This window comes from Bradyrhizobium zhengyangense, from assembly GCF_022012555.1.
GTDB classification, from domain to species: domain Bacteria; phylum Pseudomonadota; class Alphaproteobacteria; order Rhizobiales; family Xanthobacteraceae; genus Bradyrhizobium; species Bradyrhizobium zhengyangense.
Window position 1 is genome coordinate 304,305 of record NZ_JAKLTZ010000004.1, and the last position, 25,250, is coordinate 329,554.

A 25,250-nucleotide genomic window follows, 5' to 3' on the forward strand; every position below is an offset into this window, starting at 1 on the left:
CGTTCACTTCCCCGCAACGAAATAAAAATCCTCCCTGCCCGGCGGCGAGCCGTAGGTGAACGGCTGCTGCACGTGCTTGGTGGCGGACCAGACATCGTCGCGGACGATGTCGAACAATTTCCGGATCTCGACCTTCGGCTCCTTGAGCTCGCGGGCGAGTGCGGTGGAGAACGGACTGTCGGCGCCGTTGTCGCCGTCGATCGCGGTCTCGCCGTGCTTGGCTGCGTAGACCACCATGAAGCCGGCGCCGGGCTCGATGTTGGAAAAGCCCTTGTCGACCAGCTTCAGCGACAGCGTATGCTGCATGGTCGGCGCGAACGGGTTGTCGCGGCAGGCATCCAGGATCACCAGGCGCACTTTTCGCGCAGCTCCCACCGCTGCAATCACCTGCTCCAGCGCGACGGCTTGCGTCTCGGCGTCCCGGTCGACCGCGAGCTTGGCATCGACAGGAACGAGGTAGTTCACCCCGCCGATCTCGAAGCCGTGGCCGGCGTAATAAACCACCGCCCAGTCGGCCTTCTCCGCTTCGTCGGCAAAGGTCTTCAAAGCGTCGAAGAACTTGTCGCGGGTCAGGTCGCTGACGGAGATCACGGTCTGGAAGCCGACATCGTGCAGCACGCCCGCGATCAGTTTGGCGTCGCGCGGCGGATTTGGCAGGGCGTGGACGTTCTTGTAGGCGCCGTTGCCGACGACCAGCGCGACGCGGCGCCCGGTGGGCGCGCCTCCCGGCGTTTGCGGCGTCAGCGCTGCGAGCCGCTGCTGCGCGGTGGCGCGGGCGCGGGCGACGTCGTACTCGTCGAATTTCGTCAGCGAATAGGCGGCCGCGCGGTAGTCGGCGCGGGCCTGGGCGAGGTCTTTCTTGCGCTCGTAGAGCTGGCCGCGGCCGGAATGCGCGCGGACATTGTTCGGGTTGATCTGGATCACCGTGGTGTAGTCCTTCAGCGCAGCGTCGAGATCGCCCTTCAACATGCTGACATCAGCACGATTGTTGATCGCGTAGACATTCCTCGGCTGCTTCTCGATCAGACCGTTGCAATCGGCGAAGGCCAGATCGTATTTGCCCATCAGGCCGTAGGTGGTGCAGCGATTGGCCGCGATCTGCTGCGCGGTCGGATCGATCTTCTCCGCCTCGGCGAAATCGGCAATGGCGCCGTCATAGTCCTTCATCACCGTGCGCACACGGGCACGATTGGTCCAGCCGAGCAGGAATTTCGGCGTGTATTTGATCGACAGGTTGAAATCGTCGAGCGCGCTCTGCAGCGCGGCCCGGCGCAGCTGAATGGTGCCGCGATTGTTGTAGGCATAGCCGAAATTCGGCCGCTTCTGGATGGCCAGATTGTAATCGGCCATTGCGAGGTCGTCCTCGCCCTTGTGCTCATGGGCGATGCCCCGCACGTTGATGGCGCCGACATTGTCCGGATCCAGCTCGATGGCTGAAGTCAGCGCCTCGATCGCGTGGTCATAATCGCGCTTGCTGATCAGCGCCTGGGCGTGAATGACGAGCGCGAGCGATTTGTCCTTGCCGGTGACGCGGTTGGCGTTGAGCAGGTTCTCGCAGGCCGTCGTCCGCGCCTGGGTCTCGGCCTGGCGATCCCTGCAGGTGGCGAGGTCGTCGCCGGCTTGCGGATCCGCCGCGGCGGTCGCGATGCCCGCGAGGAGTATGACAAGGCTCAAGAGAACGACGCGCAGCATGTTGTCAGATCAGCTCCAGCCACCACAATTTAAGTCGAACGGCGATCGTGCCGGTTCATCTAGCCCGGAGTTCCCCAACCCGCCAAGCCGGACCGGGGTTAGCGGCTTTTTTTCACGGACTCGTGTCACGCCGGCTGTAACAATCGCCGGCTCGGTCCGTATCTGAGGTGTCTGAAAACGCCGGGCAGGCTGTTCGCCAGCCCTCAACCGCCCTAAACTGTCAGGCCTTCCGAAAGAGGATCCGCCATGCGCCGCTCCGTCCTGTCCCTGCTCGCCGCCACCGCCGCCTTGTCGCTCGGCTTTGCCGCACCGACCTGGGCCGCCGAAGACGCCATCGTGATCCCCGCCCCCGCCATGGACGCAGCCCCCGCGAGCGGCATCCAGACCGCTGTCATTGCCGGCGGATGCTTCTGGGGCGTGCAGGGCGTGTTCCAGCACACTGCCGGTGTCGTCAACGCCGTGTCCGGCTATGCCGGCGGCACCAAGGCGACTGCGGACTACGAGACGGTCTCGACCGGACGAACCGGCCATGCCGAGTCGGTCGAGATCAAGTTCGACCCGAAGAAGATCTCCTACGGCAAGATCCTGCAGATCTACTTCTCGGTGGCGCACGACCCGACCCAGCTCAACCGCCAGGGGCCCGACACCGGCACGCAATATCGCTCGGCGATCTTCACCACCTCGGACGAGCAGAAGAAGGTCGCGGAGGCCTATATCGCCCAGCTCAACTCCGCCAAGGTGTTCAGCAAGCCGATCGTGACCAAGGTCGGTACGCTCGAGGGCTTCTACCCGGCGGAGGCCTACCACCAGGACTATCTGACGTTGCACCCGAACCAGCCCTACATCGCCTTCAACGACATTCCGAAGGTCGAGAACCTGAAAAAGCTGTTCGCGGATAACTACATTGAGAAGCCGACGCTGGTGAGTGCCAGCAAGGCCACCAACTGATCTCGAGATCATCAGAAATACGGGAGACCCATGCCCGACACCAAGACGAAAACCACCGACGACAAGGTCATGAAGAGCGAAGAGCAGTGGCGAAGCGAGTTGACGCCGATGCAGTACGCAGTGCTGCGCGAGAAGGCGACCGAGCGTCCCTTCTCCGGCGAATATGAGCACGACCACCGTGCCGGCACCTATGTCTGCGCCGGCTGCGGCAACGTCCTGTTCGAATCCGACGCCAAGTTCGATTCCGGCTGCGGCTGGCCTAGCTTCACCGCGCCTGCGGTCGAGAGCCATATCGACGAGGAGCGGGACACGACGCACGGCATGATCCGCACCGAGGTCCTCTGCTCCAAATGCAGCGGCCATCTCGGCCATGTCTTCCCCGACGGACCGGGGCCGACCGGCCTGCGTTACTGCATCAATTCGGCGGCGCTGAAGCTCGAGCCGAAATAAGATTGCGCCGCCGGGTTCCCCGATGGAACCCGGCGGCGCGATGTGCTTTTCTCTTCCAGCGGTGCAGCCGATGCGTGCATTCCGGCGGCCGCCAGGGAGGACGCCATGACACTCGGGACCATCCTGATCATCCTGGTGATCATTTATCTGCTGGGCGGCTGGTCCGGCCGGATCGGCGGCTATGGCTACGGCATGGGCCATTCCGGCATGGGGATCGGCGGCGTCGTTCTGGTGGTGCTGCTCGTCCTGCTGCTTCTTGGTAAACTATAAACCATACAAGCCACTGAATTTACTTAGATTTCCGCTTCTGCGGACCTGCCATGCGTGGATTCATCATCTCCCATCGCAGGGGTCGCAATTTTGTCAAATCGGCTTATATTAGGGGTCGAAAATGACATGCGGCGGGCCCGCTCGATTGCGGCCCCTGCCCTCCCAAACCCCACGCGCTTAAAGCCCCAGAGAAGATCACGAGGTCTTTGACCATGCGTCCACTGCGTCCGTTCAACTTCAACACTTCCGCCGAGCTCTTCCCCGCCGCCATCCGCAAGAAGAAGCGCGCGGGCTTCACCTACCGCCGGTTCGGCACTGCGGCCGAAGCCGTGCAGTTCGCGATGGAGCAGTTGCCGACGGATTCGCTGAACGGCGCATATCTCCAGGTCGAGGAAGCCCGTTTCGACCAGAACGGCATCCGCTCGCTCTACGAGAGCGAGGCCTTCCCGCTGCCGCGCCGTCCCAAGCCGGCCCCGGCCGCCGAGACCGACGCCGACGCGGCGTAAGATTTAGCAAAACTCCGATGTGCGGAGAAAGCGCGATGGCCTTGAGGTCATCGCGCTTTTTGCGTTTGGGCGACACTCTCTCTTTCCCCTCTCCCCGCTTGCGGGGAGTGGCGAAGACCTACATCCGTGGCTGCTTGTCGAGCCAGCGGCGCAAGAGGCGCACATTGCGCATGTTGGCGCGGAACATGACGTCGAAGGCATCGCCCGCAAACGGCACCATGCCGACCACGCCGTCGACCGCGACATTGCCGAGCATGCGCGCGGTGATGTACCAGGGCGCGCCGAGCGCGCGGGCCTCGCGCACCAACCACAGCGAGATCGCGGTGGTGATGATGTCGCCGATCACTGGGATCAGCCCGATCAGTCCGTCGATGCCGTAGCGGATGTTGGTGCCGGGCAGGACGAAGGCGACATCGAGCAGCTTGGCGATCGCCTCGAGCCGCGCGAGCCGCTGTTCCCGCGTCAGATTGCCGAACGGATTGCCATTGCCAAATCCATTGCCAAATCCTTGGCCGAACTCGACACGGAACTCGCGAAACCCCTGCTCCAGTGTTTCAGGCCGGATCTCGTGGCCCTCCTGGTCGATGATCGGACCGCGCGCATGCGTCCCGGAACGGGACCTGCGCGGCGCGAGAATGTCGTCGTCTTGCATGGTCATGGCCGTTGTGAACTCACGAGCGCAGCAGAGGTTGCTGCATCGCGTCCGATGGTCGCGGGCTTAGCTCGCCGCCGTCGCCGGCCGCGGCTCCTCGACGTAATGATGCACGAGCCAGGATGAAAGCATCGCGGGCACGAGACCGACTAGGCCGTACAGGATCAACTGCACCGCGCCCGAATCCGACCCGCGCGAGCCATAGGTGAATGCGGCGAGGACGAAAGCGAGCAGGCCGACCAGCAGCATCCGCAACACCGGCCCGATCCGCCTGACATGGAGCAGGATGTCGTCGATTGCACCGATCATCAGCGACGGCAGGAAGCCGAACAGATAGCTGTATTGCAGGGTCTTGAAGAACACGACGATCAGCTTGCCGACCTCGCCGAGATGCGCCTCGGCCCAATAGCCGGACTGGTAGGTCGTCGTCATCAGCAGCAGGAATCCGCCCACGAACGGACCGACGAGCGCGAACACCAGATAGCGTTTCATCAAGGACTCCTCATACGCGAGGGCATTTATAGCAGCGGGCCGGGAACCTTGGATAGCGGGGTTGCGGGCTGTTTGGGGGAACAAGTGGCAAGCCGGCGGGTTCAGACTGGAGCCGAAATTGACCCGTCAGATTTGGAGCCGCCGATGTCCCGTAAACTGTTGTTGCTGGCGACGATCACCCTCTCCGCCCTGTCGAGCGCACCCGCCTTTGCGCAAGGCCATATGGGCACGCCGCAGGAGCAGAACGCGTGCTCGCGCGACGCCTCGCGACTGTGTCGCAAGGATCTCGGCAATGACGGTGCGGTGCAAGGCTGCCTGCAAGCCAACCGGGCAAAACTGTCGCGATCGTGCAGCAAGGTGTTCGCGAGCCATGGAATGTAAGATCGGCATGTGAGCTCGCGCCGCCTTTTGCGTGACGGAGGCGCAACAGCTGCGAATTCCTTCGCGCCTCCCATTGAAGCTTCACGGCAATCGCGCATACTCAGGTCGGGCGGCGCAGCACTTTTCGATTCGAATATCAGAAAAAATCGAGCGACCACATCCGGGAATGAACACCCGGCATGAAGGCTGTGACATGCGGCAGATCAAGCCGCGTGCGGCGTCCCAACAATCAAGCGGCTCAAATCCGCGCAACTCGGGGACGCATTTTTCATGACACGCTATCGGACTATCGCCACGCTCTTCACCTTCGCCGCCACTGCCATCGCCCTCCAGACATCGCCCGGCCTCGCCTTCTCGCCCGAAGCGCAGCAGATGTGCTCGGACGATGCGATGCGGCTGTGCTCCAGTGAAATCCCTGATATCCCGCGGATCACCGCCTGCATGGTGCGGAACAAGTCGCATGTCAGCCCCGGCTGCCGCGCCGTGATGGACCGCGAAGCCGCCGCAGCAGCAACCCGCAAGCGGGAAGCCGCCGCGCAGTAGTGCCGGCAAATTCCAAGTAGGCAGCTGCTCCCCCGGTTGGGCCGTCACCTCTCGCCGCTGGGGAGAGGTGAAGAGCTCAGTCGCCCCACTGCGCGAAAGCGTCGTTGAAGGCGCGCTCGCCGGGAGCGCCCTTCTCGATGGCGATGATGGCGCGGCGCTGGTTGGCGTAGACCAGCGGGACGTCGAACCAGGAGCGCTCCTTCAGGAGCTGGACGTTGCGGGCGCGATCGGCATCGACATTGGAGAGGCCGACCAGGAAGAAGCCGTCGGTGACCTTGACCGCGAGCCCTGCGAGCGGCGTGCCGCGCGCCTGCTCGTTCGACTTCATCAAGATGCCCGGCACGTTGGAGACGCTGCCGCTCGGAAAGTCCGGCGGCAGGATGAAGGTCAGCTCGGCCGTGTGGCTCGCCGGCAGCGACGAGTCGGTGTTGCGGCGGAAGGACATCGTCATCTTGAACTTGCGGTCTGGGATCTCGATGTCGGCGCGGACGGCGACGTCGGCCTTCTGGTTGCCCGACGCCTTGATCGGCTCGAGCCGCCACACCACCGAGCCGACATATTGCTTGCCCTTCGGGTCGGACGGATCCTCGTCATAGAGCACGACCTTCTGCGCCACCGGTGCGGCGGGCTGGTCGCTCGCCGAGGGCTGGCCGACGCGATCCGGAATCTTGGGCTTGGTCTGCGGCTGCGACGTATCCTTCGGCGCCTCCACCACCTGAGTGGGCGACGGCTTGAACAGATTGGTCGCGGTCTGGACCAGCTGCTTGCCCCAAAGGATGCCGGCACCGACCAGGATCAGCACGATGCCGATGGCGATCGCGCTCTTGAACGGGAAGACCGAGCCCCTTCCGGCGCGCTTCTTGACGTCGCGGTCGGGCGCGATGCGCGGACGCGGCGACGGCGGCTGCGGCGTGTAGCGCTCGGCCTCCTCGATCGACTCGTCATAGGAATAGGGCGCATCGCCTTCGCCGGCGCGGTTTTCCAGGCTCGGCTCGAGCCGGTCGAATTCCGGCGAGGGCGAAGGCACGTTGGCGTAGGTGCGGCGCGCGGCCCGGTTGGCCTGCGCGGCAGCGCCGCCGAGGTCGTTGACGTCAGCCGTGATGTCGCGGAAGCCGCGCACGCCAGGGGCCGGCGGCAGCGGGGGCGGCGGACCGCCCTCCGGCGGGCGGCGTGGAGAGGAGCGCCCGGGCGGCGGCTCCGGCGGAGCCGGCTGGCGCGGCGCATCAAAACGCGGGGCGCGCGGCGGACGCGGGGCATCGCCCTGATCGTCGCCGCCGATCTGCGGCCGCGGCGACGGTGCGGCCGGACGCGCGCGCGGCGGCGCGGCCGGCTGAGCGGATGGGGGCGGGTTGTTTTCAGTCGCGCGGGCGCTGGCCCGGCGGAACGCATCGCCGCTGCCGCCACTGCGGGCAGCACCGCCGGGGCGCGAGGCCTCGCGGGCGCGCTGGGCGGCTTCCGATTCGACCTTGCGGACGGCCTCTTCCAGCGACAGCCGCTCGCGGGTGATCTCGGATTCGGAGAGCGGCGGCTGCACGCTGCGCAGCTGCGCGATCAGCGCCGTGCGCGCCCGTTCATAGAGCGCGCGCCGGCTCTCGCCGGGAGCGTTGGGGTCCAGGGCCGCAATAGCGCGGGCGATCAGCGGATAGTAATCAGCCATTTCTACTCAACTATACCCGCGTCCTGGTAAGAGATCGTTAAGCCTCAAACGGGTTTTGCACCAGGATAGTATCCTCGCGTTCGGGGCTGGTGGAAAGCAGAGCGACCGGGCACCCCACCAATTCCTCGATCCGGCGGACATATTTGATTGCCTGGGCCGGCAGCTGCGCCCAGGACCGCGCGCCCGCGGTCGGCTCCTTCCAGCCCTCGATGGTCTCGTAGATCGGCTCGACCCGGGCCTGCGCGCCTTCACCGGCCGGGAAATAATCGATTTCCTTGCCGTCGAGCTTGTAGCCGACGCAGACCTCGATCGTGTCGAAGCCATCGAGAATGTCGAGCTTGGTCAGCGCCAGGCCGGTGATGCCGCAGGTCCGCACGGTCTGGCGGACCAGCACGGCATCGAACCAGCCGCAGCGGCGCTTGCGTCCGGTATTGACCCCGAACTCGCGACCTCTGCGGCCGATCTCCTCGCCGATCTCGTTCAAGAGCTCGGTCGGGAACGGCCCCTGGCCGACGCGGGTCGTATAGGCCTTGCAGATGCCGAGCACGTAGCCGACCGCGTTCGGGCCGAGCCCCGTTCCGGTCGCGGCCTGCGCCGCCACCGTGTTGGACGAGGTGACGTAAGGGTAGGTGCCGTGGTCGACGTCGAGCAGCGCGCCCTGCGCGCCTTCGAACAGGATCCGCTTGCCGGCACGCCGCTCGGTATCGAGCAGGCGCCAGACGGTCTCCGCATAAGGCAGCAGCTGCGGCGCCAGCGCGCTGAGTTCCTTCAGGATCTCGTTGCCGTCGAACTCCGGCAGGTTGAGGCCGCGACGCAGCGCGTTGTGGTGCGCGAGGAGACGATCGATCTTGTGTGGGAGCGTGTCGAGGTCGGCGAGGTCCATCAGACGGATCGCGCGGCGGCCAACCTTGTCCTCATAGGCCGGGCCGATGCCGCGCCGCGTGGTGCCGATCGCGGTCGCCGAATTGGACGATTCACGAAGCGCATCGAGCTCGCGATGGAGCGGCAGGATCAGGGTCACGTTCTCGGCAACGCGCAGATTCTCCGGGCCGACCGCAACGCCCTGGCCGCGCAGCTTGGTGACCTCGTCGAGGAAGGCCTGCGCATCGAACACCACGCCGTTGCCGATCACCGCCAGCTTCGACGGGCGCAGCACGCCCGAGGGCAACAGCGCGAGCTTGTAGGTCTCGCCATTGATGACCAGCGTGTGGCCGGCGTTATGGCCGCCCTGAAAGCGCGCGACGATGTCCGCCTGTTCCGACAACCAGTCGACGATCTTGCCCTTTCCTTCGTCGCCCCACTGGGCGCCGACGACGACAACATTGGCCATTCGCGGGTAATCCTTCGAAGAATTTCTCTGTAAAAGGCACGATCCAAACGGAAAACCGGGACCCACTCTTCCGGAATCATGCCTGCGCCCAGCCGAAGTCCCGGCCCAAGGCCGTTCGCACGCGAGGCAGCCCCACCGGATAAAGGAAGCAGCCTCTCTAGGCAAGCAAGAACGGGGCTTTTTTCGGGCCCAAGGTGCGATCCAAGCCCTTGATATCCCCTAAAAATCCGCCTTATCGGGCGCCTTCTACGACGTTAGGCGCGGATGCGGCCGTCGACCACTTCGATGATGCGGTCGCAGCGCCGGGCCAGATCCATATTGTGGGTGACGAGCAGGAAGCTCGTACCGCTCTCGCGGTTGACCTGCCGCATCAGCTCGAACACGGCGTCGGCCGATTTGGTGTCGAGATTGCCGGTCGGCTCGTCCGCAAGCACGAGATCCGGGCTCATCGCCAGGGCCCGCGCCACGGCCACCCGCTGCTGCTGTCCGCCCGACATGTTGTTGGCGAGGTTGCCGGCGAATTTCTCCAGCCCGACCTGAGCCAGCAGCCGGTCGGCCCGCGCCTCGATGTCCGCCGATGCAAAGCCGCGATCGGCCAGCATCGGCATCATGACGTTCTCCCGCGCGGTGAAGGCCGAGATCAGGAGATGGTATTGGAAGACGAAGCCGATGGTGTGCCCGCGCAGATGGGTGATCTCGGTGTCGCCGAGATCAGCGATGTCCCGGCCCTTGATCAGCAGCCGGCCCGATGTCGGCTGGTCGAGCAGGCCGACGATGTTGAGCAGCGTGCTCTTGCCCGAGCCCGAAGGGCCGATCAGCGCCAGGAACTCGCCATGGTCTAGTTCGAGGTCGATGCCATGCAGCACCTCTGTTTCGGTCGGCAGGCCGACATTGTAGGCCTTGCACACGTTCTCGAGGCGGAGGATTTCGCTAGCCACGGATCGCCACCACGGGATCGAGTTTCGCGGCGCGGACCGCAGGCGCCATCGCAGCCAGAAGGCCGGTGACGGTGGCAAGCAGCGCCGTGTAGGCGAACAGGCTCCGCTCCAGGATCAGCGGAAACAATTCGGTGCCGTCGGCCTGGCGCGCGACCGAGTGCCAATAGACCAGCGCGAACGCGCCCAACGCCGCGCCGAACAGCGAACCGACGAAGCCGAGCAGGCCGCCCTGCACCAGGAACACACGCAGGATCTGGCCGCGCGATGTCCCCATCGCGCGCAGGATGCCGATATCCTTGGAGCGCTGAATCACCGAAACCACCAGCACGGCGGCGATGCCGAACGCGACCGAAAGTCCGACGAACAATCGAATCAGGGTGTTGGTGTTCTGCTGGGCCTGAACCGCGGTGAAGAACTGCGCATTGGTCTTGATCCAGCTGTCGGCCTCGACGACGTTGGCAGCCTGGATGCGCTGGGCTATGTCTTCGGCTGCGTAGATGTCGCCGACCGTGATGTCGATCGTGGTGATGCCCCCGATCATGCCGAGCAGTGATTGCGCGGTGCGGAGCGCGGCGTAGCAGACGCGCTGGTTGACGCTCTTGTTGCCGAGATCGACGAGGCCGGAAATCGTGAGCACGCGGGTCGCGCCGGAGGCGGCGCGGACATTGATCTTGTCGCCGACTGCGGCGCCCAGGTCCTTCGCCAGCTCGATGCCAATGATGATGTCCTCGCTGGTCAGGCGCGGCTCGCCGGCAACGATATAGTCCGGCACCTTGACGATCTTGAAATAGGAATCCGGTTCGACGCCCGACAGATTCACGGAGCGGCTGGCATCGCCGCGCACCGCGAGCACCGAGCCGAGGATCGTCGGCGACACCGCGACGACCTCGGGCATCGCCTGCATCTGGGCCCTGATCTTCGGCCATTGGTCGATCGAGATCACCCGCTGGCTCGGACGTTGCACCACCGCGTCCTCGATCTCGCCTGCGCCGTTGCGCAGCGGACGCGCAACCTGATCCGGCGTGAGCAACTGGATTTGCGGCTGCGAGGTCAGCACGCGCTTGATGAAGTTTGCCTGCAGCCCCGCAAGCATCGCCGACATGAAGACGATGACACCGACGCCGATCGAGATGCCGCCGATGATGAAGATGGTCTGGAGCCGGCCTTCGCGCAGAAAGCGCACGGCCATGGTCCATTCGAACGGCAGCCAGCGGTTCATTGCCGTACGGGCCGCACGCGCTGGCCGGTCAGAACGCCGGAGCTTTGCGGGATCGCGACATCGCCGGCAGCGAGTCCGTCGGTGATCTCGACCTGGCTGTTGCCGTGCAGGCCGATCTTCACGGGCCTTTGGGCCGCGCGCCCGTCCTTGATGCCGAGCACCCAGGGATTTCCCGACAAGACGTCGTGCACCGAGCGCAGCGGCAGGATCAGCGCATCGTCGCGTGCAGCCACTTCGATATCAACCGAGACAGTCATGTCCTGCCGCAGATAGTCCGGTGCGTCGGCGACCGTCAGCTTCACCTCGACCGAGGCGCGCGAAATGTCGACGCCGGGATTGATGTAGGTGATCGCTGCGGCGAAGCGCCGGTCCGGATAGGCGTCCGCCGAGGCGAGCGCCTTCTGCCCGAGCGCGATCTTGCCCAGATTGCGTTCATCGATCTGCAGCACGAGCTGCGCGTCGCCGACGGGCGCGAGCACGAGCAGCGCCTTGCCAGGCTGCACCACGGTGCCGCGCTCGACGCTGCGCGTGATCAGGACGCCGTCACGGGGCGCTGCGATCGTGGCATAGCCGAGCCGGGATTCCGCCGTGTCGAGATTGGCGCGCGCCTGATTGGCCTGCGTCTGCGCCATCACGTAATCGCTGCCGCCGGGGCTCGCGGTATAGACCTGAAACTCGGCCGAGCGCTTCGCCGCGCTGGCGACATCGAGTGTCTTCTGCGCATCGTCGAGCGCCGCGCGCGTCGCATAGCCGTTGTGCTCGAGCTGCGCTGTGCGGTCGTAAGTCTGCTGCGCGTTTCGCAAGGTCGCATTCGCCTGCGTCAGCGCTTCCCTCGCCGAGGGCAGCGTCAGTTCCTCGAGCTGCCTGATGCGGGCCTCGGCCTGCGCCACCGCGCCGTGCGCCTGCACCACGGCTGCGTTCAATTCGCGCGACTCCAGCGAAATCAGCGGCTGGCCCTTGCTAACCTTCTCGCCTTCCTGCACCAGTACCTCTTGCACCGTGCCGGTGATCTGGCTGCCGATCTCGACCCGGTACGGTGTCTCGACATGGCCGCTCGCCACCACCGTCTCGATCAGGCGGCCGCGCCTCGCCTCATCGACGACGACCGCCGGTCCCAGAATCATGCGCACGCTTTGCCAGGCCCCGAGAGCCAGCAGGACTGCGACCGCGAGGATGAACCATTTGTGAGCGAGGAACCCCGACCATAGCGCCGCGACGGAAAGCCGGCTCTTATGCTGCGGCAGGGTGATTGTTTGCTCGACCATGACAACGCCATGCGAATCGCGCCGCGCTAGCGGGGATTCACGTCTCGATTTCGATTGCTGGCCCGGCAAAGCCGGGGTGACTGTTCGCGACGCTAACGTGTCGTGGGAAATCGAGATTGCTTTAGGTCAATAGGTTACGCCGAATTTAGAGGCATCTGGCCGCCACGAGACGCACTGAAACCGGAGCTTCGCTTGCTGGACAGTTCAACCCGCGCCGACGCCAATTTCTGGCGTCTGTCACCCCCTGAGCTTTGCAGTCGACTGGGCTGCGGGCTCACCGGTCTGTCTGCGACGGAAGCCGACGAACGCCTCGACCGTTTCGGGCTGAACACCGACGCACCGCCGCGCATCGAGGGCGCGGCGCGCGCGATCCTGCGCCGGCTGCTCGAACCGTTGTCGCTGATCCTTCTGGTGGCCGGCATCATCTCGATGCTGACCGGCGACGAGATCGGCGGCCTCATCATCGTCCTGATCCTCGCGCTCTCGATCGGCCTCGACACCATCCAGGAGGGACACGCGGTCCGGGCCGCCGAGATTCTCCGCCGCTCGGTGGCCCTGAAGGCCGAGGTCAGCCGCGACGGCGCGTTTGTCGATATCGATGTCGAGCACGTCGTGCCCGGCGATTTGCTGCGCGTCCGCGCCGGCGACATCATCCCTGCCGATGCGCTGATCCTGGAAAGCACCGCCTTTACCGCAGGAGAAGCCGCGCTCACCGGCGAGCCCTATCCGGTGCAGAAACGGGCCGGGCCATGCGCCAGCCCCGACGACACCTCGAATGCGCTGTTCCGCGGCGCCGTTGCGCAAACCGGCGAAGCGATCGCGCTCGTGGTCAGGACCGGCCGCGACACCGTGTTCGGCGCGGCGGCCTCCGCGCTCGCCGAGACACAGGCGCCCTCTCCCTTCGAACGCGATCTACGCGAATTCGGCCTCGTAATCGCGCGCGCCACGCTGGCCCTGGTGCTGGTCGTGCTCACCATCCGCGTCGTGTTCGGCCGCCCCGTGCTCGATTCCCTCCTGTTCGCCGTCGCGCTTGCGGTCGGACTGACGCCGGAACTGCTGCCGATGATCACGACGGTGACGCTGTCGCGCGGTGCGCTGCGCATGGCCGGGCGCAAGGTGATCGTGAAGCGGCTCGCCGCCATCCACGACCTCGGCGCCATGACCGTTCTGTGCACGGACAAGACGGGTACGCTGACATCGGCCGAGATCACGCTCGCCAGAAGCCTCGATGCCGCCGGCAAGGACGACGCACGCGCCGCGCGGCTCGGCGCCATCGCTGCCTCGCTCGGCGGCGACCGTGGCGCGCTCGATGCCGCCCTCGTCGCCGGCCGACCGGAGGCTGCTCAAGGCTGGACGCTCGCCGGACGGCAGGCTTTCGATTTTTCACGCCGGCTGGGATCGGTGCTCGCAACCGGCCCCGAAGGGGCGCGACTGATCGTCAAGGGCGCGCCGGAGGCCGTGCTGGAATTGTGCACGATGGACCAACATGCGCGCGACGCGGCAATGGCCCGCGTCCACGCGCTCGCAACCGAGGGCCTGCGCACCGTGGCCATCGCCTCGCGGGCCTGGAGCGGCGCGCTGCGCGAGGTCGAGACCGACGACGAAACCGACCTCGTCTTCGAAGGTCTCTGCGCCTTCGCCGATCCGCCGAAGCCGACGGCCGCGGCCGCGATCGCCCGGCTCGCGGCGGGCGGCGTGAGCTTGAAGATCCTCTCGGGGGACCATCCGGTGGTGGTGAAGCGGCTCGCCGGTCTGGTCGGGCTCAACGCCGAGCGCGTGCTGTCGGGAGCCGACATTGCCGAGCTCAGCGACGAGGCGCTTGCGGTGCAGGTGCGCTCCGCCGATGCGTTCGGCCGGCTCGCGCCGGACCAGAAATCGCGCATCGTGAAGGCGCTTCAGGCCGGCGGCGATGTGGTCGGCTTCCTCGGCGACGGCATCAACGACGCACCGGCCCTGAAGGTTGCCGATGTCGGCCTTTCGGTCGACGGCGCCACCGGTGTGGCGCAGGCCGCTGCCGACATGATCCTGCTGGCGTCGGATCTCGAAGTCGTCGCCGACGGCGTCGAGGAAGGTCGGCGCACCTTCGCCAACATCCTCAAATATGTCCGCATGGGCGCGAGCTCGAATTTCGGCAACATGCTGTCGATGGCGGCGGCCTCGATCGCGCTGCCGTTCCTGCCGATGCTGCCGACGCAGATCCTGCTCAACAACCTGCTCTACGACCTCTCCGAGCTCGGCATTCCCTTCGACCGGGTCTCGACGCAGGCAACGGCGAAGCCGCAGGTGTGGAGCATGTCGCGGCTGGTGCGCTTTGCCGCGATCATGGGGCCGCTGTCGTCGGTGTTCGACTTTCTCACCTTTGGCGCGCTGCTTTATTTGTTCAAGGCCTCGCCGGACGAATTTCGCACCGCCTGGTTCGTCGAATCCATGGCGACGCAGATCCTGGTGATCTTCGTCATCCGCACCTATGGACGGCCCTGGCGCAACTGGCCCGATCCCGTGCTTGCGGCGTCTTCGCTGATCGCCCTGCTCGCCGCGATCGCTCTGCCGTTCACGCCGCTCGGGACCTGGTTCGGCTTCGTCGCGCCGCCGCCGATCATGATGGCCGGCATCGCCCTTCTCGTCGTCGTCTATCTCGGCTGCGCCGAGCTGCTAAAGCCGTTCGCGATCCGCACGGGACCGACCGGCTGAGGTTCCTGTTGCACCGCCCTGCGCATGATGGCGATGCGCCGCGCGCCATTGATATCGGGCTCGTTTCCGTGTCTTTGGGCAGGGCCGGGCCGGGAGCCTCGGTGCATGACGCGGGGCCATAACAATTACAATGTCCGCTACCGGCCAGACCAGGAGCGCCGAATCATCGGGCCACAGCTGGATCGCCAACCAGCCTTATCTCCTGCTCAGCATCACCGCGATGTGCTGGGCGGGCAATGCGGTTGTGGGGCGGCTCGCCGCCGGCCACATCCCGCCGGTGACACTGTCCTTCCTGCGCTGGAGCTTCGCCTTCCTGCTGGTGCTGCCGTTCGCCTGGAAGCACCTCGCCCAGGACTGGCCGGCCATCCGCGACAAGCTCGGTCTGATGATCGTGCTGTCGATCACCGGCATCGGCGCCTTCAATACCTTGCAATATTGGGCGCTGGAGCATACCCAGGCGCTCAATACACTTCTGTTGCAGTCAGCTGCACCCCTGATCGTGGCGCTCTGGTCGCTGGTCATCCTCGGAATCAGGCTCACGGGCGCGCAGGCCTTCGGCGTGCTGCTCTCGATGTGCGGCGTGCTGATCATCCTGCTGCACGGCGATCTCACCACGCTGTCGAACATCGCCTTCAACAAGGGGGACCTGATCTTCATCGTCGCGCTGATCATCTTCGCGCTCTATTCGGTGCTGACCCTCAAGCGGCCGCCGATCCACGGGCTGTCGTTCCTCGCCTTCACTTTCGGCGCCGGTGCCGCGTGTCTCATTCCGCTGGAGATCTGGGAATTGTCCGCGCGCCCGGTCATGAAGCTCGACGGGCCGAACCTGCTCACGCTGTTCTACGTCTCGGTGTTTCCCTCGACGCTCGCCTATCTCTGCTTCAACCGCGGCGTCCGCCTGATCGGCGCCAACCGCGCCGCGCCGTTCTTCCATGTCGTGCCGGTGTTCGGCTCGATCATGGCCATGGTCTTCCTCGGTGAACTGCCGCAGGCCTTCCACTTCATCGGCTTCGCGCTGGTGCTGTCCGGCGTTTTCGTGGCATCGCGGAAGCAGGCGACTAGCTCACCTTGAACTTGCTGTACGCCTCGCTCGTGGCGATGATCACATGCTCGGCACAGCCGTTGACGCGATGCGGATCGGCATCACGCTCGTAGGCTTGCGACGTCATCATGTCGAGGAACGCCGCGACGGACGGATAGGAGACCAGCGCGACGAAATCCCATTTGTTGCCCGCGTGCGGGCCGAGCGCGATCGCCTTGGCCTCGCCGGTCCACAGCAGCGTGCCGCCTCGCGCCTTGATCATGGGCACGGTGATCGCGCTGTAGCGCAAATAGGCATCCCAGCCGGACCCGTCGCCATCGCGCGAACGGGCGTGGAAACGCATCAGATTCAGCATCACCACCGGCGCGTGCTGGTCGAGCCCTTCCAGGCCCTGGATGTTCAACATATTGACCGCCAATGGCACCTCCTCAGGATTTGACTGCATTGTAGCATTGCGGCGGCGGGCCTTGTGTCATGACGACCATCCGGCGCATGGTTGTGCGTGACGCCAATGACGATTGCATCGCCCGCGCCAACCGCCGCCAATCCGGCCAGCTGGCTCAACAACCAGCCTTATCTGCTGCTCAGCCTGAGCTCGCTGTTCTGGGCCGGCAACATCGTGATCGCCCGCCATGTCGGCGCGCATGTGCCGCCACTGACGGTGACGACGATCCGCTGGTTCGGCGTGTTCCTTCTCCTGCTGCCGTTCTCCTGGCCGCATCTGAAGCGCGACTGGCCGGCGTTGCGCAAGAGCCTGCCGCTGATGCTGTTCCTGTCGCTGGTCGGCTTCGCCTTCAACAACGCGATCTCGTACTGGGCGCTGCAATATACCGAGGCGCTGAACGCGCTGCTGATCCAGTCGGCAGGTCCCCTGTTCGTGGCGCTGTGGTCGCTGGTGTTGTTTGGCGTGCGGCTGACGGCTGGGCAACTCGCCGGCATCGCGATCTCGCTGGCCGGCGTGCTCATCATCATCCTGCGCGGCGATCTGGCGGCGCTGGCGAGCATCTCGTTCAACCGGGGCGACATCATGTTCGCCTCTTCGCTGGTCGCGTTCGGGCTCTACTCCGCCTTCATCCCGCGGCGGCCGAAGGTTCATCAGCTCTCTTTCCTGTCATTCACCACCTGCTGCGGCGCTTTCATACTGCTGCCGACGGCGATCTGGGAGGGATGGGGCGGCCGGGTGCTGCAGTTCGACACCGTGACGCTGATGACGCTCGGCTGGATCCTGATCTTCCCCTCGACGCTCGCCTATCTCTTCTTCAACCGCGGCGTCGCATTGATCGGGCCGAACCGCGCCGCGCCGTTCTTCCATCTGGTGCCGGTGTTCGGCTCGGCGATGGCGATCCTGCTGCTCGGCGAAAAGCTCCAGCCGTTTCACCTGATCGGCTACGCGCTGGTGCTCGCCGGCGTCGTCATCGCCTCGCGCCAGGGTTCGGCGGTGAAGTAATTTCGCGCCTCAAAAGGAAAAGGTGGGCACGACGCTTCGCGTCTTTGCCCACCCAACACAACCCAACGCGAAAAGCTTACGCCGCGCGAACCTTGGCGAGGAAACCGTCCACCGCGCTGCGCAGCGCGCCGGACTGGTGATCCAGCTCGCGGGCGTTGGTCAGCACGTCGCCGGCGGCGGTGCCGGTCGCTTCCGCGGCCGAGGTGACGCTGCCGATATGGGCGTTGATCTCGCTCGAGCCGGCCGCGACCGACTGGATGTTGCGCGCGATCTCGCGGGTCGCTTCGCCCTGCTGCTCGATCGAGGCCGAAATGCCGGCGGTGATTTCGCTCATCTCGGCGATGGTCTGGGTGATGCCGCCGATCGCCGCGACCGCATCGCTGGTAGAGGTCTGCATCGCCGCGACCTGGGCGGAGATTTCCTCGGTCGCCTTGGCGGTCTGGTTGGCCAGCGCCTTCACCTCGGAGGCGACGACGGCGAAGCCGCGGCCGGATTCGCCGGCGCGCGCCGCCTCGATGGTGGCGTTGAGCGCAAGCAGGTTGGTCTGCGCAGCGATCGAGTGAATGAGTTTGACGACCTCACCGATCTTTTCGGCGCCGGTCGAGAGCTCCTGCACCGTGGCATTGGTGCGCTCGGCGTCGCTGACGGCGCGGCTCGCGACCTCGGTCGAGCGCGTCACCTGGCGGGAGATTTCTGTCACCGAGCTCGACAGCTCTTCGGCGGCGGCCGCGACCGTGCCGACATTGCCGGAGGCCTTTTGCGAGGCGGCGCCGACCGTCGCGGCGCGCGAGGAGGCGTCGCTGGCGGTCGCGGTCATCGACTGCGCCGTCGACTGCATGCCGGCTGCGGCCGAGGAGACCGAGCGGACGATGCCGTTGACGCTGCGTTCGAAGTCGCTGGCGATATCTTCCATCGCGCGGCGACGGTCCGCCGCGGAGCGATCCTTGGCGTCCTGCTCGCTCTTCTCGATCTCGCGGATGCGGACTGCGTTGTCCTTGAAGATCTGGACGGTCGAAGCCATCGCGCCGACCTCATCACCGCGGCCGACGCCGGGAATGTCGCCGTCAAGCTTGCCGTCGGCGAGATCCTTCATGCGGGCACCAAGCAAGGCGAGCGGACGGCTGATGCTGCGACCGAGCAACCAGGCGACGCTACCGGCAACGATGACGATGCCGAGCACGGCAAGGCCGAGCAGCCAGTAGACCGGGCCCATCTTGGCGTCGATGTCCTCAAGATAGGCGCCGGTGCCGAGATACATGTCGAAGCCGGGAACGGCCACCGCGTAGCCGATCTTGCGGATCGGCGTTGGCTGGCCGGGCTTCACATATTCATAGTACAGCAGGATCGAGCCGTTGGCCTTGACGCCCTCCATCAGCTCGACCGACAGCTTGCGGCCGTTGGTCACGACGTCCATGCGGTTGGTGCCGATCTGCTTCGGATCGGGCGCGAGCTGGGTGATGCCGTCATAGGACGTACCGAACAGATAGCCCGAACCGTTATCGTAGGTCATCGCATTGCCGTAGCGACGGAGCTCGGCCATGGCCGCGTCCTTCGTCAACTCGCCGGCGTCGACACGCTTCTTCAGCGCAGCCGCGTAGTTGCGGCCGAGATCGACGATCGCCTTGGTCTGATCGATACGGGCGCTCACCATCTCCTGCTTCATCAGGTAGCCGGCCAGGACTCCGGAGATGCACAGGCCGAACAAGGTGACGCCGACAAGGATGCCAAGCTTGGGGACGATCTTCAAATTGCTCAACTTCACGGGATGGGCTCCGGAGAAAAAGGGATGCGGGCGCGCGAGTGAATCGATCGATTTGAATCAATCTTTAGGGGGCGACCCCTTAGCAAGTTCCTTACAGGCCTCCGTAGAAGCCCGGACGACGCCGGCAAAAACGGCAAATAATCGCTGGAGCGACAACCGGGAATTGTACGCACTCCTGTCGATTTCGCGTAAAAGACGCAAAGGCCCCCCCAGAAGGTGCGGGTCGCAACAAGAACCGACAAACAAAATCGGGAGCAGAAAATGCCGAAATACAGGGTGGTGACGCCGAAGGGCGCGAGCTTCACGGTCGCCGGCAGCGACTATTCGTACGAGCGCGAGGCGCTCGATCCGATCGATGCCGAGATCGTCGAGGCACCGGCCAACGAGGCCGAGTTCATCGCCGCCGCGAAGAATGCCGACGCGATCTACGCGAAGGGCATGCCGATCACCAAGACCATCATCGACGCGCTGGAGAGCTGCAAGGTCATCACGCTCGGCTCTGTCGGCGTCGACAGCGTTGACGTCAAGGCGGCGACCGCCCGCGGCATTCCCGTCACCAACATTCCCGACACCTTCATCGAGGAAGTCGCCGACCACGCCATGATGCTGCTGCTGTCAGGTTTCCGCCGCCTGGTCGAGCAGGACAAGATGGTGCGCTCCGGGCGCTGGGCCGAGGGCCGGCCCGCGCTGCTGAAGGTTCCACGACTGATGGGCCAAACGCTCGGCTTCATCTCGTTCGGCCGCGTCGCGCGTGCGGTTGCGAAGCGCGCAGCTCCGTTCGGCCTGCGCATGATGGCTTACGATCCTTTCATCCAGGAAACCCTGATGTGGGACCACGGCGTCATCCCGGCGACGCTGAACGAGGTGCTGTCGCAATCCGACTTCGTCTCGATGCACGCCCCCGCCCGGCCCGAAGTGCATCACATGCTGACCGAGAAGCATTTCCGGCAGATGAAGAAGGGCTCGATCTTCATCAACACCGGGCGCGGCGCCACGGTCGACGAGGAAAGCCTGATCAAGGCGCTGCAGGAGGGCTGGATCGCGCACGCCGCCCTCGACGTGCTGGAGAGGGAACCGCCTTCGCACAACAACCCGATTCTGAGCATGGAGAACGTGACCCTGACCGCCCACGTCGCCTCGGCCTCGGCACGGTTCGACGAGGCGCGCAAGCGCCGCGTAGGCTACGAATTGTCACTGGTGCTTCAGGGCATGTGGCCGGTAAGCTGTGTCAATCCGTCGGTGCTGCAAGATACCGAACTCCGCCGCTGGCAACCCGTCGGCATGGATCGCGGACCGAACAGCTAAGACGGCCGGCGCGAAATTGCGCCGAAAGTCCGAAACGGCCCTTCACCGGCGATCAACGCCGGGAAGCGAAACATGACAGGGAGGAACTGATGAGGAACGACATCACACGTCGTGATGCCTTGGCGCTGGGCCTATCCGCTGCAACGGTCGCTGCCACTGGTGTTGCAGCGCACGCTCAATCCGCGATCAAGGCCGCGGACATCCCCGCTCCGAAACTGCCGATCGAGAAGGGCGCAAGCCTGCGCATGCTGCGGCCGGTCCGCTTCGTCCAGGCCGACGAGGACGTGTTCCGCGCCAATGCGGCCAAATTCACCAAGGAGACCGGCGTCGAGGTCAAGGTCGATTTCGTCGGCTGGGAGGACATCGCCCAGCAGACCGCGGTCACAGCCAATTCCGGAGCCGGCCCCGACATCATCATTGGCTTCTCCGACGCGCCGCACATCTATATCGACAAGCTGGTCGAGCTGACCGACGTCGCCGATTATGCCGGCAAGAAATATGGCGGCTGGCTGCCGCTGGCACAGCGTTACGGCAAGAAGAACAAGAGCGACACCTGGATCGGATTGCCCTTCGGCGCCACCGCAGGTCCCTTGGTCTATCGCAAGTCGATCCTGCAATCGGTCGGCTTCGACAAGGTGCCGGAAGACCATGCCGGCATCGTCGATCTCTGCCAGAAGCTGCAAAAGGCCGGCAAGCCCGCGGGCTTCGCGCTCGGCAACGCCAAGGGCGACGGCAACGGCTTTGCCAGCTGGGCGCTGTGGTCGCACAACGCCGCCCTGCTCGACGAAGAGGGCAACGTCATCATCAACAGCAAGGAGACGATCGCCGCGCTGAACTGGGTCAAGCAGCTCTATCCCACCTTCATCGCCGGCACGACGTCGTGGAACGATGTCAGCAACAACCGTGCCTATGCCGCGCAGGAGATCGCGCTGACCGCCAACGGCGTCTCGCTCTATTTCTCCCTGAAGAACGATCCGGCGAGCAAGGCAATCGCCGACGATACCGAACATCAATTGCTGCCGAAGGGCGTTGCCAAGATCTCCCCAATGGCGGGCCTGACGCTGAACGCCATGGTGTTCAAGCACAGCCAGTACCCCAATGCGGCGAAGGCCTTCCTGCAATACATGCTGGAGAAGGATCAGTACGAGCCGTGGCTCAACGCCAACTCAGGCTATTGGGCGCAGCCGCTCGCCGCCTATGCCGACGCCGCCGTGTGGTCGCAGGACCCCAAGGTGAAGATCTTCAAGGACACCATGAACAGCACTTATTACGATGGCTATGCGGGTCCGATTTCGACGGCGACAGGTGCGGTCAGCGCCGACTACGTGCTGATCCAGATGTGTGCATCGGTCGCGACCGGCGCGGCTACGCCGGAGGCCGCAGCCGCAGAGGCCGAGCAGCGCTGCAAGCGGTATTTTAGGCGGCAGAGGTAAGGCCGTCATTGCGAGGAGCCCGTGACAAAATTGCGAAGCAATCCAGACTTTCACCGCGGAGACAGACTGGATTGCTTCGCTTCGCTCGCAATGACGGCGGAGTGACTCCTAAGAACAGGACAACGCCCTGATGTCCGTGACCACCCTCTCCTCTCCCGTGCTGGCCCAGCGGCAGGCGAACTGGCTGGTGCGGCTGTTCGACTACAAGCCGTTCCTGATCGTGATGTGCCTCGCGCCCGCGATCGGGCTGCTTGCGGTGTTCCTGACCTATCCGCTCGGCCTCGGCATCTGGCTCGCCTTCACCGACACCACGATCGGCCAGAAAGGCATCTTCGTCGGTCTCGATAATTTCCAGTATCTGCTCAGCGATCCGCTGTGGTGGAACGCGGTGTTCTACAGCGTGGTCTATACGGGCATTGCGACCTTCGGGAAGTTCGCGCTCGGCTTCTGGCTGGCGCTGTTGCTCAACAACCATTTTCCGTTCAAGAGCCTGTTGCGCGCGATCATCCTGTTGCCCTGGATCGTGCCGACGGTGCTGTCGGCGCTGGCGTTCTGGTGGATCTACGATCCGCAATTCTCGATCATCTCCTATCTGCTGGTCGACGTGCTGCACTGGCGCACCAGCAATATCGACTTCCTCGGCTCGCCTTGGCCGGCGCGATTCTCGCTGATCGCCGCCAATATCTGGCGCGGCATTCCCTTCGTCGCGATCTCGCTGTTGGCGGGCTTGCAAACCATCTCGCCCTCGCTCTATGAGGCCGCGATGCTCGACGGCGCCAGCGCCTGGCAGCGCTTCCGCTACATCACCTTCCCGATGATGATGCCGATCCTCGCCATCGTCATGACCTTCTCGATCATCTTCACCTTCACCGACTTCCAGCTGGTCTACGCCATCACCCGCGGCGGCCCCGGCAACTCGACGCATCTGCTCGCGACGCTGGCGTTCCAGCGCGGCATCGCCGGCGGCGAGCTCGGCGAGGGCGCGGCGATCGCGGTGTCAATGATCCCGTTCCTGGTGTTCGCGACGCTGTTTTCCTATTTCGGCCTGGCGCGCCGCAAATGGCAGCAGGGAGAGGCCAATGACTGACGCCGTCGCCCCAGCCTCCTCCGTCGCCGACGCGAAAGCAGCCCCAGAGACCATGGCCTGGGATTCCGGGCTGCGGCGACTAATGATGATCTACCTGCCGCTCGGCTGCTTCGTGCTGATCCTGCTGTTTCCGTTCTACTGGATGGCGATCACCTCGTTCAAACCGAACGCGGAGCTAATGAACTACAAGGAGCACAACCCGTTCTGGATCTCCTCGCCGACATTGGCTCACGTCAAGCATCTCTTGTTCGACACCGCCTATCCGCGCTGGCTGTGGACCACGATGATGGTTGCGATCGGGGCGACGACGCTGTCGCTGGTCGCGAGCACGCTGGCAGCCTACGCGATCGAGCGGCTGCGCTTCCGCGGCAGTCCCTATGTCGGCCTCGGCATCTATCTCGCCTATCTGGTGCCGCCGTCGATCCTGTTCATCCCGCTCGCCACCGTGGTGGTGCAGTTCGGCCTGTTCGATTCTCCGCTCGCGCTGATCCTGGTCTATCCGACCTTCCTGGTGCCGTTCTGTACCTGGCTCTTGATCGGCTATTTCAAATCGATCCCCTATGAGCTCGAGGAATGCGCGCTGGTCGACGGCGCGACGCGGCTGCAGATCTTGCGACGGATCACGCTGCCGCTTGCCGTGCCCGGGCTGATCTCCGCCGGCATCTTCTCCTTCACGCTGTCCTGGAACGAGTTCATCTATGCGCTCGCCTTCATCCAGAGCGGCGCCAACAAGACCGTGCCAGTCGCGATCCTCACCGAGCTCGTCACCGGCGACGTCTACCAGTGGGGCGCGCTGATGGCGGGCTCGCTGCTCGGCTCCCTGCCGGTTGCGATCTTCTACTCGCTGTTTGTGGACTATTACGTGTCGTCGCTGACAGGCGCGGTGAAGGAATGATGAGCAGCGGGCGATCGCGTACGACCGTGCAATCCTGATAGACCACTCACGTCTTTCGTCGCACCTTGCCGCGCATACGGCGGGGTCGATCTTTGGCACCGTAGATCGTCGCACAAGCAAGCGAGCATCGCATGGGATCGCCAAAGCTCCATTCAATGTCCCGACGCGGCTTTTGCCTGTGCTGCCTCGGCGGCGCCGCGTTCGCGGCAACCGGGGGATGGCTCAGCCCGCGGCAGGCCTACGCCGAAGCGCGCGGCCTGGTCAGCCTGATCAAGGACAGCGCGGCGACGTCACCGATCAAAACCTACAAGCTGCGCAACAATATCAGCGTGCTCGAAGGATCCGGCGGCAACATTGCCGTCCTGACCGGATCCGACGGCAAGCTTCTGGTCGATGCCGGCATCGGCGTCTCTCAACCTCGGCTTAGCAAAGCGTTGACCGAGCTCGGCAACGAGCCGATCAAGCATCTGATCAACACGCACTGGCACTTCGACCATGCCGACGGCAATGAATGGCTGCACAAGGCAGGCGCGAACATCATCGCGCACGAGAATACCCGCAAGCACCTGTCCGTCGTCCAGCGGGTCGAGGATTGGGACTACAATTTCCTCGCCCTGCCCGCCAACGCTGTCCCGGCCCAGGTTTTTTCCAAAGATCATCACCTCAAGGTCAACGGCGCTTCCATCGCCCTGAAATATTACGGGCCCGCGCACACTGACGGCGATATCTCGGTGATGTTCACTGAAGCCAATGTCCTCCACGCCGGCGACACCTATTGGAACAACATCTATCCCTTCATCGACTATTCGACTGGCGGCAGCATCAACGGCATGATCGCGGCGTCCGATGCCAATCTCGCCATGGCCAACAATGAAACCATCATCATCCCCGGTCACGGCAAGCCCGTCAGCAACAAGGCCGAGCTCCAGGACTTCCGCGACATGCTCGTCGCGATCCGGGACAATGTCGGCAATCTGAAGAAGCAGGGCAAGACGCGCGACGAGACGGTCGCCGCCAAGCCGACGGCTGCGTTTGACGCGAGATGGGGCCAGTTCCTCGTCGACCCCGGCTACTTCACCCGCTTGGTCTACGAAGGCGTGTGAGACGCGGCGCGCGATTGCGCCTGCGCGATCCTAACGAGGCTGATGACGACGAGTTCATGCTGCTCGAGGTCGCGGATTTCCTGAAGGCGACGTGAGAAAGCCGTCGCACAATCACGCTGTCATCGCCCGGCTTGACCAATGG

The 25,250-nt window shown here is 64.7% G+C and carries 24 protein-coding genes; 14 read left to right on the forward strand and 10 right to left on the reverse strand.

Going from position 1 to position 25,250, the window contains the following annotated elements; genetic code table 11:
• Positions 1-3 precede the first annotated feature (3 nt).
• Positions 4-1,692, reverse strand: coding sequence for a caspase family protein (locus L6639_RS16985; protein WP_237862879.1), 1,689 nt, complete (start codon positions 1,690-1,692; stop codon positions 4-6).
• Positions 1,693-1,938: 246 nt separating this feature from the next.
• Between L6639_RS16985 and msrA the strand changes: the two genes are divergently transcribed.
• The 4 genes from msrA (at position 1,939) to L6639_RS17005 (ending at position 3,866) form a co-directional block, all read left to right on the forward strand.
• Positions 1,939-2,640: a peptide-methionine (S)-S-oxide reductase MsrA gene (msrA, locus tag L6639_RS16990; RefSeq protein ID WP_237862880.1), complete on the forward strand. Its 702-nt coding sequence runs from the start codon at positions 1,939-1,941 to the stop codon at positions 2,638-2,640.
• Positions 2,641-2,670: 30 nt separating this feature from the next.
• The gene (msrB, locus tag L6639_RS16995) at positions 2,671-3,090 is read left to right on the forward strand and encodes a peptide-methionine (R)-S-oxide reductase MsrB (protein ID WP_237862881.1); all 420 of its coding nucleotides are present in this window, start codon (positions 2,671-2,673) and stop codon (positions 3,088-3,090) included.
• 105 nt (positions 3,091-3,195) lie between these two features.
• Positions 3,196-3,360 (forward strand): DUF3309 family protein, encoded by a 165-nt coding sequence (locus L6639_RS17000; protein ID WP_035731827.1) that lies wholly within the window; start codon positions 3,196-3,198, stop codon positions 3,358-3,360.
• 212 nt (positions 3,361-3,572) lie between these two features.
• Positions 3,573-3,866: a hypothetical protein gene (locus L6639_RS17005; RefSeq protein WP_027560969.1), complete on the forward strand. Its 294-nt coding sequence runs from the start codon at positions 3,573-3,575 to the stop codon at positions 3,864-3,866.
• Between the two features lie 118 nt (positions 3,867-3,984).
• On the opposite strand, the gene L6639_RS17010 is transcribed toward L6639_RS17005, so the two are convergent.
• Positions 3,985-4,524: a DUF4112 domain-containing protein gene (locus L6639_RS17010; protein WP_237862882.1), complete on the reverse strand. Its 540-nt coding sequence runs from the start codon at positions 4,522-4,524 to the stop codon at positions 3,985-3,987.
• 60 nt (positions 4,525-4,584) lie between these two features.
• A complete protein-coding gene (locus L6639_RS17015; RefSeq protein WP_237862883.1) occupies positions 4,585-5,010 on the reverse strand; it encodes a DUF5413 family protein in 426 nt (141 codons plus the stop codon).
• 144 nt (positions 5,011-5,154) lie between these two features.
• Here L6639_RS17015 and L6639_RS17020 point away from each other — a divergent pair, with 144 nt between their 5' ends.
• Together L6639_RS17020 and L6639_RS17025 are read left to right on the forward strand one after the other, a co-directional pair.
• Positions 5,155-5,391, forward strand: coding sequence for a hypothetical protein (locus L6639_RS17020; protein WP_237862884.1), 237 nt, complete (start codon positions 5,155-5,157; stop codon positions 5,389-5,391).
• Between the two features lie 270 nt (positions 5,392-5,661).
• Complete coding sequence (locus L6639_RS17025) at positions 5,662-5,934, forward strand: hypothetical protein (RefSeq protein WP_237862885.1); 273 nt, start codon at positions 5,662-5,664, stop codon at positions 5,932-5,934.
• 76 nt (positions 5,935-6,010) lie between these two features.
• Here the strand turns inward: L6639_RS17025 and L6639_RS17030 are convergent, their stop codons facing one another.
• From L6639_RS17030 to L6639_RS17050, 5 genes are all read right to left on the reverse strand, one after another.
• Positions 6,011-7,591 (reverse strand): hypothetical protein, encoded by a 1,581-nt coding sequence (locus L6639_RS17030; protein WP_237862886.1) that lies wholly within the window; start codon positions 7,589-7,591, stop codon positions 6,011-6,013.
• Positions 7,592-7,628: 37 nt separating this feature from the next.
• A complete protein-coding gene (locus L6639_RS17035) occupies positions 7,629-8,921 on the reverse strand; it encodes an adenylosuccinate synthase (RefSeq protein ID WP_237862887.1) in 1,293 nt (430 codons plus the stop codon).
• A gap of 254 nt (positions 8,922-9,175) precedes the next feature.
• On the reverse strand, positions 9,176-9,859 hold the full coding sequence (locus L6639_RS17040; RefSeq protein WP_237862888.1) for an ABC transporter ATP-binding protein: 684 nt from the start codon (positions 9,857-9,859) through the stop codon (positions 9,176-9,178).
• Positions 9,852-11,078, reverse strand: a complete 1,227-nt coding sequence (locus L6639_RS17045; RefSeq protein WP_237862889.1) for an ABC transporter permease — start codon at positions 11,076-11,078, stop codon at positions 9,852-9,854. The genes L6639_RS17040 and L6639_RS17045 overlap by 8 nt, the downstream gene beginning before the upstream one ends.
• Entirely contained in the window at positions 11,075-12,343 is a 1,269-nt protein-coding gene (locus tag L6639_RS17050; protein ID WP_237862890.1) for an efflux RND transporter periplasmic adaptor subunit, read from the reverse strand. The genes L6639_RS17045 and L6639_RS17050 overlap by 4 nt, the downstream gene beginning before the upstream one ends.
• A gap of 192 nt (positions 12,344-12,535) precedes the next feature.
• Here L6639_RS17050 and mgtA point away from each other — a divergent pair, with 192 nt between their 5' ends.
• Both mgtA and L6639_RS17060 read left to right on the forward strand, forming a co-directional pair.
• Entirely contained in the window at positions 12,536-15,034 is a 2,499-nt protein-coding gene (gene mgtA, locus L6639_RS17055) for a magnesium-translocating P-type ATPase (RefSeq protein WP_377807816.1), read from the forward strand.
• Between the two features lie 130 nt (positions 15,035-15,164).
• Entirely contained in the window at positions 15,165-16,106 is a 942-nt protein-coding gene (locus L6639_RS17060; RefSeq protein ID WP_237862891.1) for a DMT family transporter, read from the forward strand.
• Here the strand turns inward: L6639_RS17060 and L6639_RS17065 are convergent.
• Entirely contained in the window at positions 16,093-16,494 is a 402-nt protein-coding gene (locus tag L6639_RS17065) for a DUF1330 domain-containing protein (protein ID WP_237862892.1), read from the reverse strand. The genes L6639_RS17060 and L6639_RS17065 overlap by 14 nt on opposite strands.
• Before the next feature lie 93 nt (positions 16,495-16,587).
• On the opposite strand from L6639_RS17065, the gene L6639_RS17070 reads away from it, so the two are divergent.
• Positions 16,588-17,523 carry a DMT family transporter gene (locus L6639_RS17070; RefSeq protein ID WP_237862893.1) on the forward strand — a complete coding sequence of 312 codons (936 nt, stop codon included), beginning with the start codon at positions 16,588-16,590 and terminating at the stop codon, positions 17,521-17,523.
• A gap of 76 nt (positions 17,524-17,599) precedes the next feature.
• Here L6639_RS17070 and L6639_RS17075 read toward each other — a convergent pair whose 3' ends face one another.
• Positions 17,600-19,285 carry a methyl-accepting chemotaxis protein gene (locus L6639_RS17075; RefSeq protein WP_237862894.1) on the reverse strand — a complete coding sequence of 562 codons (1,686 nt, stop codon included), beginning with the start codon at positions 19,283-19,285 and terminating at the stop codon, positions 17,600-17,602.
• Positions 19,286-19,546: 261 nt separating this feature from the next.
• Between L6639_RS17075 and L6639_RS17080 the strand changes: the two genes are divergently transcribed.
• From L6639_RS17080 to L6639_RS17100, 5 genes are all read left to right on the forward strand, one after another.
• Positions 19,547-20,590: a C-terminal binding protein gene (locus L6639_RS17080; RefSeq protein ID WP_237862895.1), complete on the forward strand. Its 1,044-nt coding sequence runs from the start codon at positions 19,547-19,549 to the stop codon at positions 20,588-20,590.
• Between the two features lie 89 nt (positions 20,591-20,679).
• Positions 20,680-22,023, forward strand: a complete 1,344-nt coding sequence (locus tag L6639_RS17085; RefSeq protein WP_237862896.1) for an ABC transporter substrate-binding protein — start codon at positions 20,680-20,682, stop codon at positions 22,021-22,023.
• 130 nt (positions 22,024-22,153) lie between these two features.
• Positions 22,154-23,110, forward strand: a complete 957-nt coding sequence (locus L6639_RS17090; protein WP_237862897.1) for a carbohydrate ABC transporter permease — start codon at positions 22,154-22,156, stop codon at positions 23,108-23,110.
• Positions 23,111-23,162: 52 nt separating this feature from the next.
• The gene (locus L6639_RS17095; RefSeq protein WP_237863342.1) at positions 23,163-24,005 is read left to right on the forward strand and encodes a carbohydrate ABC transporter permease; all 843 of its coding nucleotides are present in this window, start codon (positions 23,163-23,165) and stop codon (positions 24,003-24,005) included.
• Between the two features lie 131 nt (positions 24,006-24,136).
• Positions 24,137-25,108 (forward strand): MBL fold metallo-hydrolase, encoded by a 972-nt coding sequence (locus tag L6639_RS17100; protein WP_237862898.1) that lies wholly within the window; start codon positions 24,137-24,139, stop codon positions 25,106-25,108.
• The last annotated feature ends 142 nt before the right edge of the window (positions 25,109-25,250 follow it).

Coding starts and splice junctions, on each gene's coding strand:
- L6639_RS16985 (WP_237862879.1), bottom strand. CDS start 1,692: ATGCTGCGCGTCGTTCTCTTGAGCCTTGTCATACTCCTCGCGGGCATC.
- msrA (WP_237862880.1), top strand. CDS start 1,939: ATGCGCCGCTCCGTCCTGTCCCTGCTCGCCGCCACCGCCGCCTTGTCG.
- msrB (WP_237862881.1), top strand. CDS start 2,671: ATGCCCGACACCAAGACGAAAACCACCGACGACAAGGTCATGAAGAGC.
- L6639_RS17000 (WP_035731827.1), top strand. CDS start 3,196: ATGACACTCGGGACCATCCTGATCATCCTGGTGATCATTTATCTGCTG.
- L6639_RS17005 (WP_027560969.1), top strand. CDS start 3,573: ATGCGTCCACTGCGTCCGTTCAACTTCAACACTTCCGCCGAGCTCTTC.
- L6639_RS17010 (WP_237862882.1), bottom strand. CDS start 4,524: ATGACCATGCAAGACGACGACATTCTCGCGCCGCGCAGGTCCCGTTCC.
- L6639_RS17015 (WP_237862883.1), bottom strand. CDS start 5,010: ATGAAACGCTATCTGGTGTTCGCGCTCGTCGGTCCGTTCGTGGGCGGA.
- L6639_RS17020 (WP_237862884.1), top strand. CDS start 5,155: ATGTCCCGTAAACTGTTGTTGCTGGCGACGATCACCCTCTCCGCCCTG.
- L6639_RS17025 (WP_237862885.1), top strand. CDS start 5,662: ATGACACGCTATCGGACTATCGCCACGCTCTTCACCTTCGCCGCCACT.
- L6639_RS17030 (WP_237862886.1), bottom strand. CDS start 7,591: ATGGCTGATTACTATCCGCTGATCGCCCGCGCTATTGCGGCCCTGGAC.
- L6639_RS17035 (WP_237862887.1), bottom strand. CDS start 8,921: ATGGCCAATGTTGTCGTCGTCGGCGCCCAGTGGGGCGACGAAGGAAAG.
- L6639_RS17045 (WP_237862889.1), bottom strand. CDS start 11,078: ATGAACCGCTGGCTGCCGTTCGAATGGACCATGGCCGTGCGCTTTCTG.
- L6639_RS17050 (WP_237862890.1), bottom strand. CDS start 12,343: ATGGTCGAGCAAACAATCACCCTGCCGCAGCATAAGAGCCGGCTTTCC.
- L6639_RS17060 (WP_237862891.1), top strand. CDS start 15,165: ATGTCCGCTACCGGCCAGACCAGGAGCGCCGAATCATCGGGCCACAGC.
- L6639_RS17070 (WP_237862893.1), top strand. CDS start 16,588: ATGACGATTGCATCGCCCGCGCCAACCGCCGCCAATCCGGCCAGCTGG.
- L6639_RS17080 (WP_237862895.1), top strand. CDS start 19,547: ATGCCGAAATACAGGGTGGTGACGCCGAAGGGCGCGAGCTTCACGGTC.
- L6639_RS17085 (WP_237862896.1), top strand. CDS start 20,680: ATGAGGAACGACATCACACGTCGTGATGCCTTGGCGCTGGGCCTATCC.
- L6639_RS17090 (WP_237862897.1), top strand. CDS start 22,154: ATGTCCGTGACCACCCTCTCCTCTCCCGTGCTGGCCCAGCGGCAGGCG.
- L6639_RS17095 (WP_237863342.1), top strand. CDS start 23,163: ATGGCCTGGGATTCCGGGCTGCGGCGACTAATGATGATCTACCTGCCG.
- L6639_RS17100 (WP_237862898.1), top strand. CDS start 24,137: ATGGGATCGCCAAAGCTCCATTCAATGTCCCGACGCGGCTTTTGCCTG.